At 37.8% G+C, this 16,060-nt stretch carries 18 protein-coding genes and 1 tRNA gene; 10 read left to right on the forward strand and 9 right to left on the reverse strand.

The features are described 5' to 3' along the window. The first annotated feature begins 83 nt into the window (after positions 1-83). Entirely contained in the window at positions 84-335 is a 252-nt protein-coding gene (locus tag F7734_RS19045; protein ID WP_155746150.1) for a hypothetical protein, read from the forward strand. Next, the gene (locus F7734_RS19050; protein ID WP_155746151.1) at positions 289-708 is read left to right on the forward strand and encodes a hypothetical protein; all 420 of its coding nucleotides are present in this window, start codon (positions 289-291) and stop codon (positions 706-708) included. The genes F7734_RS19045 and F7734_RS19050 overlap by 47 nt, the downstream gene beginning before the upstream one ends. Before the next feature lie 163 nt (positions 709-871). Here the strand turns inward: F7734_RS19050 and F7734_RS19055 are convergent, their stop codons facing one another. From F7734_RS19055 to F7734_RS60775, 6 genes are all read right to left on the reverse strand, one after another. Next, complete coding sequence (locus F7734_RS19055) at positions 872-1,075, reverse strand: hypothetical protein (RefSeq protein ID WP_155746152.1); 204 nt, start codon at positions 1,073-1,075, stop codon at positions 872-874. 165 nt (positions 1,076-1,240) lie between these two features. Further along, entirely contained in the window at positions 1,241-2,914 is a 1,674-nt protein-coding gene (locus tag F7734_RS19060; protein WP_155746153.1) for a GTPase, read from the reverse strand. 121 nt (positions 2,915-3,035) lie between these two features. Further along, entirely contained in the window at positions 3,036-5,204 is a 2,169-nt protein-coding gene (locus F7734_RS19065; RefSeq protein ID WP_155746154.1) for a GTPase, read from the reverse strand. Positions 5,205-5,953: 749 nt separating this feature from the next. After that, the gene (locus tag F7734_RS19080; protein WP_155746156.1) at positions 5,954-6,136 is read right to left on the reverse strand and encodes a hypothetical protein; all 183 of its coding nucleotides are present in this window, start codon (positions 6,134-6,136) and stop codon (positions 5,954-5,956) included. Positions 6,137-6,171: 35 nt separating this feature from the next. Next, the gene (locus F7734_RS19085; RefSeq protein ID WP_166481996.1) at positions 6,172-6,606 is read right to left on the reverse strand and encodes a PIN domain-containing protein; all 435 of its coding nucleotides are present in this window, start codon (positions 6,604-6,606) and stop codon (positions 6,172-6,174) included. Positions 6,607-6,766: 160 nt separating this feature from the next. Next, positions 6,767-6,916 (reverse strand): hypothetical protein, encoded by a 150-nt coding sequence (locus F7734_RS60775; protein WP_166481997.1) that lies wholly within the window; start codon positions 6,914-6,916, stop codon positions 6,767-6,769. Positions 6,917-7,129: 213 nt separating this feature from the next. Between F7734_RS60775 and F7734_RS19090 the strand changes: the two genes are divergently transcribed. The 5 genes from F7734_RS19090 (at position 7,130) to F7734_RS19110 (ending at position 9,649) form a co-directional block, all read left to right on the forward strand. Then, positions 7,130-7,201, forward strand: a tRNA-Gly gene (locus F7734_RS19090). A 564-nt stretch (positions 7,202-7,765) separates the two neighbouring features. Then, positions 7,766-7,987, forward strand: a complete 222-nt coding sequence (locus tag F7734_RS19095) for an addiction module protein (RefSeq protein WP_155746158.1) — start codon at positions 7,766-7,768, stop codon at positions 7,985-7,987. Continuing rightward, the gene (locus F7734_RS19100; protein ID WP_155746159.1) at positions 7,984-8,283 is read left to right on the forward strand and encodes a type II toxin-antitoxin system RelE/ParE family toxin; all 300 of its coding nucleotides are present in this window, start codon (positions 7,984-7,986) and stop codon (positions 8,281-8,283) included. The genes F7734_RS19095 and F7734_RS19100 overlap by 4 nt, the downstream gene beginning before the upstream one ends. Further along, positions 8,262-8,792 carry a DUF2887 domain-containing protein gene (locus F7734_RS19105; RefSeq protein ID WP_155746160.1) on the forward strand — a complete coding sequence of 177 codons (531 nt, stop codon included), beginning with the start codon at positions 8,262-8,264 and terminating at the stop codon, positions 8,790-8,792. The genes F7734_RS19100 and F7734_RS19105 overlap by 22 nt, the downstream gene beginning before the upstream one ends. Before the next feature lie 152 nt (positions 8,793-8,944). Further along, complete coding sequence (locus tag F7734_RS19110) at positions 8,945-9,649, forward strand: hypothetical protein (protein ID WP_155746161.1); 705 nt, start codon at positions 8,945-8,947, stop codon at positions 9,647-9,649. A 242-nt stretch (positions 9,650-9,891) separates the two neighbouring features. Here F7734_RS19110 and F7734_RS19115 read toward each other — a convergent pair whose 3' ends face one another. Then, positions 9,892-10,485, reverse strand: coding sequence for a transposase (locus tag F7734_RS19115; RefSeq protein WP_155746162.1), 594 nt, complete (start codon positions 10,483-10,485; stop codon positions 9,892-9,894). 202 nt (positions 10,486-10,687) lie between these two features. On the opposite strand from F7734_RS19115, the gene F7734_RS62095 reads away from it, so the two are divergent. From F7734_RS62095 to F7734_RS19125, 3 genes are all read left to right on the forward strand, one after another. Then, positions 10,688-10,867 (forward strand): hypothetical protein, encoded by a 180-nt coding sequence (locus tag F7734_RS62095; protein ID WP_207714140.1) that lies wholly within the window; start codon positions 10,688-10,690, stop codon positions 10,865-10,867. A 39-nt stretch (positions 10,868-10,906) separates the two neighbouring features. After that, positions 10,907-11,158, forward strand: coding sequence for a hypothetical protein (locus F7734_RS62100; protein ID WP_207714141.1), 252 nt, complete (start codon positions 10,907-10,909; stop codon positions 11,156-11,158). Positions 11,159-11,228: 70 nt separating this feature from the next. Then, positions 11,229-11,489 (forward strand): hypothetical protein, encoded by a 261-nt coding sequence (locus tag F7734_RS19125; protein WP_155746163.1) that lies wholly within the window; start codon positions 11,229-11,231, stop codon positions 11,487-11,489. On the opposite strand, the gene F7734_RS62105 is transcribed toward F7734_RS19125, so the two are convergent. Continuing rightward, positions 11,486-14,524, reverse strand: coding sequence for a DUF4114 domain-containing protein (locus tag F7734_RS62105; protein ID WP_207714142.1), 3,039 nt, complete (start codon positions 14,522-14,524; stop codon positions 11,486-11,488). The genes F7734_RS19125 and F7734_RS62105 overlap by 4 nt on opposite strands. A gap of 44 nt (positions 14,525-14,568) precedes the next feature. Next, entirely contained in the window at positions 14,569-15,999 is a 1,431-nt protein-coding gene (locus tag F7734_RS19140) for a multicopper oxidase family protein (protein WP_243146965.1), read from the reverse strand. Between the last annotated feature and the right edge of the window lie 61 nt (positions 16,000-16,060).

Consider the following 16,060-nt stretch of genomic DNA (forward strand, 5'->3'; position numbering starts at 1 on the left):
AAACAAAAGATGTTACTTATGACTTGAAAAAGGGAATTCTAAAAAGAGGATATTACTTTTTCAAATTTCTATTTCGGCTGATTATGACAGATTTTTTGAAATTTGCTCAACAAGCAATTCAATCTGCTGCGGAAACAGCAGCTAAGGCAGGTGAAAATATAGGTAATGCGGCATCTCAAGCCGGACAAGCGGTAGTTGAGACTGCTGTAGGTGTAGGTGGTGCAGTTGGTAGTGCGGCATCTCAAGCTGGACAAGCTGTAGTTGGAACTGCTGTAGGTGTAAGCCGCAATGATTTACGCATTGGGATATGCTGCCTGTCGGTTCTACGAAGCTAAGATTAATCCCTTGACTTCTCAAGCAACACTGGCTGCATCTCAAGCAGAGAGTAGTCTATATTTAACGACTGCAATTGAACAAGAAGTCGTTATGGATCGGATTTTAATTCATGTCATTTTAGCAGGTAATCCAGGGAAAACACGGGAACAAATTTTATCTGAATTACAATCTCTAAACCTTCGCCCAGATTCTTTCGCAGCCATTGCTTCAAATATTCAATCCCCAGAACCTTTAGAAAGTCTGCTAGATCGAATTAACAGTGATTTTGCTGTACCGCTCTTAGCTCAATGTCATAAAATTGCTCAAATGGATGGAGTCATAACTCCAGAAGAAGCTGAGGTGATAGCAATTATTACGAAAAAATTTAGCTAGTTCGGAGAGACTTGTTTTACTGATTGCGATCGCTGAGAATAAACGCTCTCGATCGCACTATGTTGTTGATGGAGTGCGCGAAAAATTTAATTCTGTGAATAGTCGCGATCGTCTGCATCTTTTGGCAACTCAGGTGAGATAAGTTTTAGAAACTTGAGACATATCACTTGAATATTGCATCTATTTTACGACGAATATGTTCTGGATTTGGCTCAATCATAGATCGTCCATTTTCACGAGTCATCGCGGGACGAGATTTATCCCATCCCATAATGTTCCAATCAAATGGAATCGATTGGTTATTTACTGCTTCTTCTACTTCATCGCTTACGATTTGAAAACCAAGGTTAATTAATTTGTCTAACATCTTTAATCTTCAATTTTATTTATATATCTAAATTTACATTGCTTTTTCAAAAACATCATGTTTTCCGCTCATCTTCATAGAAAAAATATGTTAAAATAAAATTTGTTATAACTACCTATATAAGAGCAATACCATCAGATGGGAAGTCGTTTGACTAGTTATTAATTACCCATTATTTTCTATTGTGACTATCTGCTTTTTAATTTTTTGAATTACATATTTGATTTGATTAACTATACCAGTTTTTGAGCATTCATTATTTCGCAAGTCATCTTGCTGACGTTCAATATCTTGAAGCTCAGATTCATAAAAATCAGAAATAATCTCGCTTTGAATATTCCTTTCATACTCGCTTCTAATTTCCAAGGCTACTTGCCTAAAACTTCGACGTAAATCTGCTCTCGCTTCACGAAGCTTTTGCTCATATTCTGCTTCATCTTGTTCCTGTTTAGCAGCAAGGAAGATTTCTAGAATTGCACCAACACCTCCAATAATAGGTCCTAAACCTCTGATGAATTTAGCCGCATTCACTGCTCCCCAAGGACGAAATTTAACTCCAAAAAACTTACCGACGTTATAAACTAAGTCTCTAGAAACTACAGATGCAAAACTTCCTATAGCACGCACCGCTTCAGGACTTTTTCTTAAAAAGGATGAAATTTCTGGTGTTCCTTCAACTTCTTCATAATCAACTTGTTTTCTACCTGTTGATGAAACTTGTACTTCTTCCACTAAAGAACGACCCAACCTTGATTGTAATAATTGTTCGAGTTGAATTTGAAGTTTACTTAATTCCTCTTCCAAGCCAAACTGTATTTTTTTCATTGTTTGTTTTGTAATTGAATCTATTTCTTTCTCAGCTTTTTTAATCGTCTGGTTAATATCTTCTTCACTATGTTTCCCATCAACTTTACTAGCAACACCTTCGCCAATCATTAATACTTCATGTTCGAGATTGTTAAATTCAGCTATATAACAATTCCTAAACCTTATTTGAGAAGTTTTAATAAGTAACATCTTGCGATGGAGTAGTTCTAAGAAATCTTTAGTTAATTTATCATCCGTACTCAAAATATTATAAGACCGTTCTAATATATCTAAAGCACGGTTGAGAGGTGTTAACAGTCTTGCATACAATTTATTCTTATCAATTAATTTATGTAATGATAACAAGAAAGTATCAAAACTAGATTCTTCGAGTAAAAATACTTTTTCATCTTTATCTTTTTCAGATTGAGCCTTCAAATAAGAATCGGCATCAATAAAACAAGTGTAAAAATCATTAGGGTGATGAGGCTCTACAACTTCCAAAATGCTTTTAAGCAAAACTTCTGGCTTACCGCGTTCGCGACTCATTTTATTAATTACTAAGAGCATTTGACTAACTCGCTGCATTTTGTTAGCAACTTTTTTGAAAAAAGCTCCACCTTGAGGGTTAAATAACTCGTTGGGAACAACAAATATGAGTAAATCACTTTTTGAAATTTGTTCTAGAGTGATTTGATCGTGCTCTGTTCTACCTGCATAAATACCTGGTGTATCAACTAGGAGAACTTCTTTCCAAGGATATTCAGTAATCCTATCTGTACAAATTTCAGCACTGATTCGGACAGATGTATCACCCGTAAGAGCTTTAATCAAAGTAGATTTACCAGCATTATATTGACCGATGAAGGCAATAGTTAATTGAGATTTTTGCCGATATTCATGAATAAAAATTTCAAAATCTCTAGCAAATACATCTATCTCATTATCAGTAGATGCAGATAGTATCCTCAAAGTTTCAGAATATAAATCTTCTACTTGTTTAGCAATTTGCTTAAATTTTATCTCAGACATTGACTACTACCTCTATTACTTTATAATTGTCTTTTTAATGTAGCTAAAAAAAACTCAAACATTTAGTTATATACTGAACTACTTTATACTGCTCATAAAGAGACAGATGAAAGGATAATAACTACAACAATTCATCAGGTATAACTGACGAATAGCTCTTGAAATTTTTGGAATTTGATAACCTATTGCTTGGTTCTTTAAAGTCTAAGTCTCGCTTCAGTTGTTTTTTGATTTTCTCAAGTTGTGAAATTGCTTTTTCAAGGTTAGCCACAATTATTAGAAGTCCTTTAATATAAATATCTACCTGTTCTAGCACTTCAGTTTTAGCTCTAACAGCAATATTTGTATCTAGTAATTTTTGGTAAGTCTTATAAGTTTCCTGCTCAGATTGCTCCAAGCTCTTCCAAAGAGTTTCTTTAGCTTCTTGTTTAGTTTTTTGCCATGTTTTTTTCTCTCGGTCGCCAACGATTCCACTGAAATATCCAACAACGATAGATGTAACGCCAGCTATCAATCCCACAGGATTCAAAAAACTAGCTGCTGCAAAAGCACCGATAAAAACAGCAACAGCAGAGGCTGTACCTAAACCAACACTTACCAGCTTTAAAATTTTTCCAACTTGCAATTGTTGATAGTTTCCAAAATTAGTAGATTCTAACTTAATAGTTCCCATATCATATTGATATTGCCTTTGAAACTCATTTAAAGAAGCTACTAATTCCTGAACTATCTCTTCAAATAAGTTTTTCATAGTAGTTTCAATTTTTTGTTTCTCTTCATTCATGCGATTCTGATACTCAGACTGAGCAATTTGTTTTCCTAGGTATTGATCGACAAAACTAGGAATCCATTGTTTAATTTTACTAAATGAATCTTTACACGATCTTTGAATTTTAATTTTTCCATTTTTAACACTCTCTTGAAAAAGACTTGTAATTTCTGCTCGTTTATCTTTCAGAAAATCTGCTTGAGACACCAGAGATTTTTTATGCCTTTCTAACATCTCTATAATTAAATCGAGAAAATTTATAACTGCATCAAAAAATGTATTCCAGCGTCTTTGTTTTCCTCTTGTGTAGATTTCTGACGTAATTAAACTATAAATTTCTTCTATTTGGCTTAATTGCCAAAGTTTCTTGGCAATATCACTATGTTGAGGCTGATTACTCAGAAATGCTGCATAGGCATGAATACCAATAATTGCTACTTCTTCTATGTCTAAGCTGTGACTAATATAAGTACGAATATGACGTTTATGTTCATCTAACCTTTGCGAATCAAATATTTTTTCTGGATTTTTAATAAATCTCTCCAGGCGTTTTGGATTATCAATATCATATTTAATATTAAGAATTACAAAAAAGTATTTTTTGATTTCTTGTAGCCAAGCTATAGCATCAAATTCACCCGGTTGAACAGAGTCATCGCTAGTGAGAAAAATAACGATGTCAGATTCATGTACTATTTCTACGGCTTTTTGTTTATCTTCTTCTCCTTGATAAGCTTCAATACCAGGTGTATCTATTAATCGTAAGCCTTTCCATTTATATTCTCTGACATCTTTAGTTGTTCGCTGTGAACCTTTACCAATCGTACTGCCATCACCACAGGTTAAAGCTTCACGAATAGTGCTTTTTCCAGCTTTAGTTCTACCAAATAAAACAACTGTGAAATCTGTTAAATGTTTACTTTTCGCTTCTAAGTATTTTTTTAGTTCTTGAAGCCCTTGATTGGTATGGCTTTCAATTTCATATACTATATTTCTCAAAACTTTAGCAAAATTAAAATTATTAGCATCTTTTTGTTTTAATAGATCGTATTTATTTCGAGCTAAATCAATCTTAAGATTTTGTAAAATAAACGTAATTTCTTTGTAGTAATTAAAAGTTTTTTGATAAGCATTATGAGCAGTTCTTGTTGATTCTTCCAAAGCCTGCTGAAATTCCTCAGCTGATATTTTGTTTGAATTATGATTTTCTGTTTCTACCTCCGGCTCATTTATTATAGCTGGTTCAACCTGAGACTCAACTTCAAATTCTCGACACCAAGCAACATCAAAAGTACTTTTCTGCTTAGCAAGTATTTTAACTTTTTTCAATGATGTTGTTTTTAACTTAGAGATTTCCTCAAAGATAAATGCTGTTATATTTTCTGGCTCTGGAACTTCCGCAGACTCTAAAATAACTTTAAGTAACCTGTTCCTAGAAGTAGCAGTAACAGCTATACCTTGGTTATGAAAAAATTGCTTGAGTATATTTGAGACTACTTCTTCAAGAGTTGATGGAATCATACTGAGTCATAAGAATGGATTAAAAAGCTTTATGACTCAGTATTCCCATTTCTCGCTAGTGACTTACCAGAAAGGTTGAATTTAAATACAAAAATTTACATAATTTTGAGTTGGATTTCTTCTCTTTTTTTGTATAAGTAACCTGCATCACTCAAAGCATTCACTAAAGCGTTAATCAGAAATTGATACAGGTGCTGAAGTCCGCCAACCCATGGGAGTCTCTATCTTAAGAGGTTTTACCACTTCTACCTTACTCACCCTAGTCGTCGTACCCGTGCTATTTTCGTATATTGACAATTTCCAAACCTACATGCTGAATTTATTTAAATGCTGAAAATATTGTTGTCATACTATGTGGAGGCGACAAAAGCACGCAGAATCAGGACATTGAGAACGCAAAAGCTTATTGGAAGGAGTACCATGACCGTGAGAAAATTTAGAACACTCGATGAATTTGAAGAAGAGTACTTCCGCAAGCACCCGGAAGAAATAGACGACTATTTAATCGAGATATTTCAAGAATACGCAGCTATACAATGATACTAGCGCATTACTGGCTTCTTTAGGTATCATTGCTCGTGTACGGGGAGTTAGTGAGATAGCTGAGCAAACAGGTATGACGCGCCGAGGATTGCAAAAAGCCTTATCTAGCAATGGGAACCCGCGTCTTGAAAACGTCAATTCTATTATGAAGGCGATGGGATACTGTCTGATGCCGCAAAGAATCACGCCAAACACAGCAAAATGAATCATAAAACTTCGTGAAAAGTGACGTGTTTTACCGATCGCGAGCGCTGAGAATAAAGACTCTCGATCGCACTATATTGTTGATGGAGATCGCGAAAAATCCAATTTTGTGAATAGGCGCGATCGCCTACATCTTTTGGAAATCTTGCGTTCCTCAGTGCGATACCATTGTCAAATAAAAGCAATTCAGTATAACTTAATATAATGAATCAATTCATCGTTATTCAGGCACTTGTACTAATGCTGCAATTGCCTCTCCCAATCGAATAAAATCTTTTGGATTCAATGTCAAAAGACAATCAACATTTGCCTTCACAGCTGTTCTAGCAATCAATGCATCAAATACTCCACCCCCTGAAAGTTTGAGCGCTGCCATTTGAGCAATTGCCACCTCGTAATCTTTAGCCTGTAGTGGAACTGCTTCAATGTACTTAATTAGATCGGCGATCGCTGAAAGAGCCTCATCTGGAGAAACTCGCAGAGGTTCTGGCAGACGAGTCATTACAGAGTACAATTCAGCCAAAGTATGAGTTGACATATATCCATGAACTTCTTGACGTTGTGCCATCTTAAGTTTAGGAAGTGCAAGACAATGGTTTGGATGATTAACTAATAATGCAACAATTAATACAAACGTATCGTACAGAATTTTCACCAACCCATTTTCCCTATTTGTTCTTGAATTCTTTCCTCTCGCATCTCACCAATAAACGCATTAATGTCAAACTCATTTAATTGCCCAGTTTCAATCACTAAAACACCGTGTTCGCGGTACAATTTTGGGCGAGCGGAAGACGCAGCTATAGCATCGGTTGTTACCGATTCAATTGCATGATTTTTTTTTGCTGTTGCTTAAGCTTAGATAACTTCTCAGACACTGCTTGAACAACAAACTGCTCGGTTGATAGACCCAGGGATTTAGCCCATTGTTCGACCTCTTGCTGAAGTTCAGAAGTAAAATTCATTTTTATTTCTCATTTCGCTACGTTTCACATTATTAAGCCAACTTAGCCATGTGATTTTTGCTATCTTAACATATTTAAAAAATTAGATGCTTGTTTGTGTACGATCGGGAATGGGTTGTGATTATTGAAAACTTGTAAAGAAATTTATTAATCGCTAGCTGAAATTAAAAAACTGTGTTAGGATAAAAGACGAATTAAAAAATGGAACCATTTGCGGGTGTAATTCAGTGGTAGAATGTCACCTTCCCAAGGTGAACGTCGTGGGTTCGAGTCCCATCGCCCGCTTTATATTAGTGTGATAAGAACCTGAAGCTAGGACTATGTGAACGCAAATTCGTACTATCTTTGGGGATTTGACGACGTGCAACCATATTAAAAAATTAGATGCTCGTTGTGCCAATTCTGGTGCAGTGCTCTACGATTAAAACAGCTTAAATTTATACTCTCAAGACTTGTCATATGGATAATAATATGACACGCATAATAATTTTATCTATCAAAAGTATAAAGCGAAAAATTGTAATACCTGTAACATCTAAGTGTGCGAGCGCTACTCTATATCTGTCTTTAGTTCGTAGTTGATTTGAACAAGCCATCAAATGTGTTTTTCTCCACACTCTTGTCAGCAATTTAGCGAAGGTACAATATTTATAGCATTGTGTCTATAGCGATCCGACATCATTCATGCAAAACTTTAAATAATGTAGGTAGGGCTAAAGCTGACTATGTAAGGCTTTTGTACGACAGAGCAACTACCTACGCGTATTTCACAAATCAAATAGGATTGCTATAATTCAATCAAAAGATTGACATAAAATTATAAATGATAGTAATTTTAGGTAAATAAGTATGCACTCCATCTTAAAAGTTGATATTTTTGAACTAAGTGTGTCTGAACGGATTCAGCTAGCAGAGGATTTATGGGATAGTATTCTTTCTGACAGTCATGAAGTTCCTCTCAGCGAAACACAAAAGCAGGAATTAGATAGACGTTTAGAAATCCACAGTCAAAACCCAAAGCAGGGTTCAACTTGGGAAGAAGTTAAACAAAGACTAGGTTTTTCTCAATGACTTATCAGTTAACTATTAGCCCAGAAGCAGAACTTGATATCCAAGATGCTTTTGAGTGGTATGAGCAGCGTAATTCTGGATTAGGTTCGGAATTTGTACGCGCTGTTGATAGCTGTTTCGCATTAATCGGGCGTAATCCTTTAGCTTATCCCATAGTGTATCGGCAAGTAAGACGAGCATTGATACGTCGGTTTCCCTATGGGATAGCGTATGTTGTGGAAGACGATGTGATTACTATCATTGCTTGCTTTCACGCGAAACGTGACCCAAAAAAATGGCAACAAAGGAATATTTGAATTTGGGCAAAACCCAAGCAGTATTGGATCGGATTGGGTGTAAAGTCATAACAAGTACGAGTATTTCGGGAGTAACTTATTTTTCCACCGTAAAATTACTACTTAGAAACGCTCACAAAAACGAACTTAGCAGTGAAACAGATGACTCTTTAGGGATAGGAATTACAAAGTTATTTGTAGAAACTCCCAAAAAAACTCCTGCTTTGGCTAAAAAACTTATAAAACAAGCAAAACAAGAGTTAACTGATGAAAGCTTGAAACAGAAAGTGCTAGCATTTATCCAAACGGTTGTAGTGTACAAGTTACCCAATGTGAGTGCGGAGGAAATAGAAGCGATGCTTAATTTAAGTGACGATATTAAGAACACTGCTTTTTATCAAAGTATCTTAAAAAAAACTAAATTGGAAGTTGTACCGATTTTACTGGAAAGAGGATTAAGCATTCAGGAAGTTGCTGAATCTTTAAAACTAGACGTGGAAGAAGTCAGAAAGGCTGCAGGAGAACTATAGACCTCTTGCATAGATAGACAGTGATGTTAGGTATTATCTCAGAGACTTGGTTTCTTTGAGAAACCAGGTTTCTTGATTCCTGTAGTTACGCGATCGCACGATTATTAAAATAAACACATTATAGGTTATAACTGAAAAATGTTTTACATTATATGACAAGACTATACTCAGATCTCTGTCATGCAGATACTCGTTATTGGCTTGAAGTCTTGGCAGATAAGAGTATTGAACCAAGAAAGTATAAAGAGGCAATGACTGAGGTAGGTAGAAGACTTGGTGATTCTATTCTATCTAAAATTGATGATGTTCAGGGTGATGTATATCTTGCTTGTACTGTAGAAGATGCTGATTTTTTAGCAAAAGGTATGCTTTCAAGTCTAGAAAAGCATCTCTCTAAGATTTCTTTTGCTTGTTTTTGGAATGAACGCTTTTCACCCTTTGAAATTGAAGACTTAAAAGTGGCTCCAATTTTAAAGAAATATCAAGAACCTACTTCCAAAAATATCAAATACTTAATCGTTCTTAAATCTATTATCTCTGGCGCTTGTGTAGTTAGGACTAATTTGGTTAATCTTATCCAAAAAATAGAACCGGAACAAATCTTTATTGCTGCACCTATCATTTATAAACATGCGGAACAAAAATTAAAAGACGAATTTGAAAAGAAAATTTATGATAAATTCCAGTTGTTTTATTTTGCTAAGGATGATGAACGTACTTGTGAAGGTGAGGTGATTCCAGGAATAGGAGGAAACATTTATCTGCGTCTGTGTTTTGAGGGACAATCTCATAAAAATGAATATATTCCTGAAATTGTAATAGCAAGGCGTTCTCAATTCATAAATCGTAATTCATAATGATTACCTTGTGAATAAATTTGGAGGCTGCGGTTTTTTCTCATTCAGACGCGATAGGGAAGAAGATCAGCTATATAGGCGTGGGAATTAATGTTTTCTTGGGTACAACTCTTGTAAAGATGTGCTATAAAGCGTTTTTATGTCTAAGCGCTCGCACAAGCGTTAATGAATGTAGTGGAGATTATGAGTGGAAGATTATGAAGATTGGATATGGGCATGCGCTAAAGCGCTACTACGAACAACTATAAATCATCCCAAGTCTTTCCGTAGTGTCGTACTGGATATTGAATCCAGCAATTACGTAACCAATCTCTTCCGTAGTTTTCTAAATACCAATGAACGCTACTTTCTGACCAATTATAAGGTGATTCTGACCAATTATGTTTGACTGGATTATAATGAATATAGTTCAAAGTGGTGTAGTAATGGCGCTCGGAACGTATTGCGCGATCGCTAAAGGAATACCACACTTTACCTGTGATATTTTCTTCTAGATTGCATTGACGAGCAGTACAACCGTGTATGGAGCGGATGAGTTTGCTTAAGAGCTTAAAATTTACATTGTTTGTTAATACATGATAGTGGTTGGGTAAAACTACCCAAGCCAGTATTTCCATGTTTTCATATGTAAAATGCTCGAATAGATTATTTAGGATTTGCTGACGGCGTTGTTCTGTGTTTATCCGACATTTATGTTCATAACAAGTAGCGGTAATGAGATAAAATTCACTACCTTGGATTGGATGTGATGGTGAGTGGGGAGGATAACCTTTTTCTAATCTTTCTTGTACTATTGCTGCTTTTTGTTCCTGAGTTAGTTTCCGATATTCGTACATAAAGTGCGGTTTGTCTTGGCGGTTTGGGGAACTGGAGGGACATGCGCTAAAGCGCAACTACGAGCCAAATAATAATTTTCTATCTTGGCATAATAAAGTTCTGGCTATAACCGTGAAATTACAGTAATTATGACAGCGATCGCACGGTTGTTCAAAATAAGAAGGTATAGGTTATAACTAAAATGTGATAAAGACTCAGTATATGAAAATTACTATAAAACTCCATGACTTGTTACAGCAGGCTGAAAGCGCAATTACAGCTGCAAGTACATTTCTCAGCCAAAAGCTAGCAATTCTAGATTCTACAGATGTTACTTGTCTGACCCCTGAACAACTAGACCTCATCTTCAGCGCAATACCTCAAGATTGGGACTTTGTATAACTTGCGGAAATCATTGATGGTTCTACCCTTACAGAAACTTTGGCCGAACAACTGACTCAATATATTAACCACCGCTTGGGACGCAGCCAACCCCCAACGACGAATGACCAATTACCAATTACCAATTCTCTTGATATTTTCAACTTCCGCAACGAAGTTATAGGCGACTACCGCCGCTATATTGAAAGCTTCCTCAGGCTAATTGTAAACCGGATTTTGTTTATCATGAGGAAGCGATCGCAATTTTCTGCGATGGTTCTGCTCATGACCATTCAGATAAGCGCTCATTAGATCGAGTTGAGCGAGATAACCTGACCTACAACTTTGGTTACACTGTCATTACCCTACGCCATGATGAGGATTGGCGAGCAAAGTTAAGTATCTTGGCAAGTTTATAACGCAATACAGTTCACTTAAGCAGTTATTTAGAACGGATGTAACGGATGAGTTATCTGTGGCGACGTTCTGTATTATTGCCAGTTGCATAGCAATAGCACAAGCGATCGCCCTTTGTGAGTCGTCCTTGCAGCTGATGGGCGCACCAAACATGACAAGATACAACTCCGCAAGTCCTCCATATGCCGAACTGGAGATTGCGGCATGGGACTGCTTGCGGAATTAGTTGAACTTAATTTGGACAGTCATGTCGTTATAATCCTTGTCACCACCATTAATGAGATCCTCAAAACCAAAAACGTTATCCCCCAACAAACGAACGTGATCTGCCTTGTCAGAGTTAGCGCCCAAGAATGAAAAGTAAACTTGGGGATCGTTATTGGGATTATTATCTAACAGTGCATCGGGGTTGTCATTGATGATGATAAACGGGGCAAACAGCGAACCGCCGTTGAAAGTACTGGTGAAGTTTGCTGTCGCGTTGTTGTTTACCTTCAAGTCAATACCACCAACACGTCCGGCGACGGCAGCTTGTGCGTAACCAGTATCTCCTGGACGCAAGTCAATGATACCATCGCCATTAGTGTCAATACCACCTTTATCATCAGCTATTTTATAGAAGCCAATAAAGTTATCGAAAGTAGCTTCTCTGTTCACAGTAAAGTCAGCTTTGACAGATGTGTTAACTTGTCGCAAGTCGATCAGTTCATTTTGCAGCTTGCCTTGCAAACCAGTTCCTAAGGAAATAGCTTCATCTGTTGCTTTCACGTTGACAACAAAATCATTAAAGTTACTATCTTGAGCCAATGGATCTTTCCAAGCCAGAGAGAATTCTCCATCATCCAAGCTTTCGACTTTGAAATTTGTGCTAGATGGAAAAACAACTTTTGATAAAGAAGTTTTATCAAGAAATACAGTATCGGTAGTGCTATCGCTTACTATGTAGAATCGCAAGTTAGCATTGGAGTCAAAGACTAACTTGCGTGTTAAGTCAGTATTAAATCCATTTGGAACATTGGCAAGAGCAGAAAAAATTACCTGAGATCGATTCAACGCGGCTTCGCTGTAACCCGTAGAGTCAGGTGCAAGCCCGTTGATTCGACCTTGTGCATCATCAACGGTAAATACTCCTAGTTCGTTGACTCGTTGAGAATTGTGTCCTGCAAGTTTAACTGAAATTTTGGCTTGACTGCTGCTACTTTGACCTTTGATAGCGAAAACATCAAAAGCAATTTTAGTTAACTCAGAAGTTGTTGTCGGCTTAGTAGTTGAAGTAGATTCATTTGAGATGTTAGTAGATTGGTTGTTTTGGTTTGGGTCTACGGTAGTCGGATTCTGTGCTGAGTTTACCGGAGGTTCGTTAACATCGTTGACGTTGATAGTCAACTGCTTGTCAAAGTAAAGTCCACCTTTATCGGTCGTCCGGGTTCGAATATTGTAACTTGATTTGCTCTCAAAGTTGGGGGAGCGCTCGATCCGTAGTTTGTTGTTGTTAATCGTGAAGATGCTATTATCAATATCCCCATCCCCTGCTACCAAACTGTAAACGAACTGGTCGTTGGGGTCTGCGTCTGTAGTGGTGAATGTACCAATTTCTGTTCCTACAGGCACATTTTCATCTACGGTGGTAGCACTCAATACTAAATTGTTTGGGGCTTGATTGCTTTTGTTGATAATAGTAACTGTGGCAGTGGTGTTAGATAAACCCAGATTGTAATTTTGTGTATCTACCAGATTTAGGGTGAGACTTTCATCGCTTTCGTCAAAGAGATTATCGTCAATCGGAGCGATCGTAATGTCTACAAAAGATTGATTGACATCAAGAGTTGCTGTACCTGTAAGAGTTGGGTTGAAATCAGTTCCGTTAGTGACGGTACCAGAAATGGTGTAGGTTACTTGAAGTGGTAAACTGGTGTCGCCAGAACGACCGATACGAAAAATACCTACGTCACCCGATTCGGTAGCAGATGCATCAATGGCAGCAATAGCGACAATAGGTAAATTGTCAAAGACAAAGATGTCACGGCTGCCGTTTGTATCTCCTGTTACCAAATTGCTTGCATATGTCTCAAACGCTATGTAATTTCCATTAGCAGATACAGTAGGGTTGTAGGAAAACTCATTCCCCTGATTGCCCTGTGAGTCTACTGTAAGGCGTCTAATAGTACTTGTCTGTGTGTCGTAGACGAAGATATCACCAATGCCGTTAGTATCATTCGCTACTAAGTTACTAGCAGATGAACCAAACGTCACATAGCGTCCATCTGCTGAGATCGCAGGAGAAAAGGAATCGTTATTCCCCTGATTGCCTTGTGAATCTACAGAAACGCGTCGGATGGTACTTGTCTGAGTATCGTAGATAAAGATATCAGCAGTGCCGTTAGTGTCATTCTCTACCAGGTTGCTAGCGTATGACTCAAACGCAACATAGCGTCCTGAAGCTGAAATGACAGGGTTGTAGGAAACGTCATTCCCCTCTACACCCAGTGAACTGACAGAAATGCGGCGGGTGGTATTGTTTTGAGTGTCGTAGACAAAGACATCACGATTGTTATTAGTATCGTTTGCCACTAAATTACTGGCAAGTGAATCAAACGCTACATAAAGTCCATCTGTTGAAATTGCGGGGGCAAAAGATTCGCCGTTCCCTTGATTGCCTGCTGAACTTACAGAAATGCGACGGGTCGTTCCTGTGAGACTATCGTGAACAAAGATGTCGTTTAAACCATTCGTATCATTTGCTACTAAATTATCGGCATAGGACTCAAATGCTACATAGCGTCCATTTGAGGAAATGACGGGAGATGAAGATGCCTCATTCGTGCGATCGCCCTGTGAACTTATGGAAACGAGTTTAGTGCTTCCTGTTAAAGTATCGTAGACAAAAATATCGCTAAAGTTGTTAGCGTCACCTGCTACTAGATTGCTAGCAAAGGACTCAAACGCAACATAATTTCCATCTGCTGAGATACTGGGATTTCCGACAGAGTTATTTCCTTCAATGCCTCCTGTTCCTATGGAAACGCGTTTAGTAGTGCCTGTCTGAGTATCGTAGACAAAAACGTCACTGGAATTATTAGTGTCATTGGATACTAAATTACTAGCATCAGACCGAAAGGCTACATAACGCCCGTCTGCCGAGATACCTGGACTGAAGGAGTTGTCATTCCCCTGATTACCTCCCAAACCTACGGAGATACGGCTGATGTTTAATGCTTTAATATTTGCTACATCAAACTTTTGTGTTTCAGTTGTCTGCATGAGTGTTTGTTATGGAATGTAGGGCAAAGTCAAAACATTTGTCGTTAAAGCGGTGGTGCGGGAAGAGGTTTTGCTTTAGCTGCCGTTGGACTTATACCACCTTGTCCTACTTCAAACTGACTCATCATGTCGAAATCTTCATGAACCATATTGTGGCAATGGTACATAAACTTACCCTGCTGTGGTCCAAATATCCCAATCACTCGCACTATCTCGTCTTCACCAACGTAAAAAACATCTTTCCAGCCCCGCTCATATGGAAGAGGTGGTTGACCGTTGCGATCGAGCATTTGAAGCTTCACTCCGTGCAGATGCATGGGATGAACCCCAGCATTTACGGGATGGCGAAATGTCCAAATTTCCACTTGATTCAATGGTATGTTGGCGTCAATTCGATTAAGGTTCCATCGATTGCCGTTGATGACCCACACTCCATTAATTTGGTCAAGGTCGAAGTCACGGGTTCGCACAGCAGCAGATTCAGGAATAAATTGAATATTGCGTAGTACGTTAGGAATAGAACTATTATCTGTTTCAGCCCGCACTACATCAAAACACATAATTTTATCTGTATTTGAAAAATTAAAATTACTCTGTAGTGGAAGATTTTGTAGTTCTACCCGAGTTCCTATAGGATATCTGGAAAAATCAATAATAAAGTCGTACCGTTCTCCAGGTGCAATACGTAGCTCTGGAGTATTTACTGGTGCAGCCATTAAACCACCATCAGTACCGATCGCAATTAAACTATCTCCTGTACTGAGACTCAATCTATAAGACCGAGAACTTGATGCGTTTAACACTCGAAAACGATATTTGCGATTAGCCAGCTGCATAAAAGGCCAAGGTACCCCATTGACAAGTATCACGTCGCCCATCACAGTGGTCTGATTGTTAGTATTTAGAATGAACGAACCGTCAGGTGCGAATTGTCTATCCTGAATTATCAGAGGTACATCATAATTTCCTTGAGGAAGTTGCAACGCAAGCTCTTCATCATCTTGAACTATATACATTCCTGCTAACCCCATATACACGTTTCGGGTAGTCTGAGTATGCCCGTGGTCGTGATACCAAAAATTAGCAGCAAAGGTGTTGGGATAAAGGTAATCCTTGTAATACCTTGGAGAAATGGAGTCTGTAGCGTAGCCATCGTACTGAGGTGGAGATTCCATTCCGTGTAGGTGAATAGATGTGCTTATATCAAGATTATTGATAAATCGTACAAATGTTCGCCGACCTTTAGATTGTTTAATTAACGGTCCGGGGAATATACCGTTATAGCCCCAAATCTCCGTAGTGCGCCCTGGTAATATCTCTACTTGAGCCTTCCGCATTGTGATTTGGTAATAATCAGTTGTTGAATCTTTACGTACTGGATTTAACACTGGTGGTGTGCGAAAGGGAAGTGTAAATGGCACAATGCTTCCACTTAATTGAGCGTTTCCTCGATTTTGAAGTCCTATGGGAAGCAAAAGGGTACCCCTGCAAGCGCGCAAGTTTCCGCGCTTCACGCATGCTCATTTTGTTCATACC

Source organism: Scytonema sp. UIC 10036, assembly GCF_009725235.1.

What these genes read in the sequence shown, in the direction of transcription:
- F7734_RS19100 (WP_155746159.1), top strand. Translation starts at nt 7,984, where the DNA reads ATGACTTATCAGTTAACTATTAGCCCAGAAGCAGAACTTGATATCCAA.
- F7734_RS19050 (WP_155746151.1), top strand. Translation starts at nt 289, where the DNA reads ATGATTTACGCATTGGGATATGCTGCCTGTCGGTTCTACGAAGCTAAG.
- F7734_RS19060 (WP_155746153.1), bottom strand. Translation starts at nt 2,914, where the DNA reads ATGTCTGAGATAAAATTTAAGCAAATTGCTAAACAAGTAGAAGATTTA.
- F7734_RS19110 (WP_155746161.1), top strand. Translation starts at nt 8,945, where the DNA reads ATGACAAGACTATACTCAGATCTCTGTCATGCAGATACTCGTTATTGG.
- F7734_RS19115 (WP_155746162.1), bottom strand. Translation starts at nt 10,485, where the DNA reads ATGTACGAATATCGGAAACTAACTCAGGAACAAAAAGCAGCAATAGTA.
- F7734_RS19095 (WP_155746158.1), top strand. Translation starts at nt 7,766, where the DNA reads ATGCACTCCATCTTAAAAGTTGATATTTTTGAACTAAGTGTGTCTGAA.
- F7734_RS19045 (WP_155746150.1), top strand. Translation starts at nt 84, where the DNA reads ATGACAGATTTTTTGAAATTTGCTCAACAAGCAATTCAATCTGCTGCG.
- F7734_RS60775 (WP_166481997.1), bottom strand. Translation starts at nt 6,916, where the DNA reads ATGAATTTTACTTCTGAACTTCAGCAAGAGGTCGAACAATGGGCTAAA.
- F7734_RS19055 (WP_155746152.1), bottom strand. Translation starts at nt 1,075, where the DNA reads ATGTTAGACAAATTAATTAACCTTGGTTTTCAAATCGTAAGCGATGAA.
- F7734_RS19105 (WP_155746160.1), top strand. Translation starts at nt 8,262, where the DNA reads ATGGCAACAAAGGAATATTTGAATTTGGGCAAAACCCAAGCAGTATTG.
- F7734_RS19065 (WP_155746154.1), bottom strand. Translation starts at nt 5,204, where the DNA reads ATGATTCCATCAACTCTTGAAGAAGTAGTCTCAAATATACTCAAGCAA.
- F7734_RS62095 (WP_207714140.1), top strand. Translation starts at nt 10,688, where the DNA reads ATGAAAATTACTATAAAACTCCATGACTTGTTACAGCAGGCTGAAAGC.
- F7734_RS62105 (WP_207714142.1), bottom strand. Translation starts at nt 14,524, where the DNA reads ATGCAGACAACTGAAACACAAAAGTTTGATGTAGCAAATATTAAAGCA.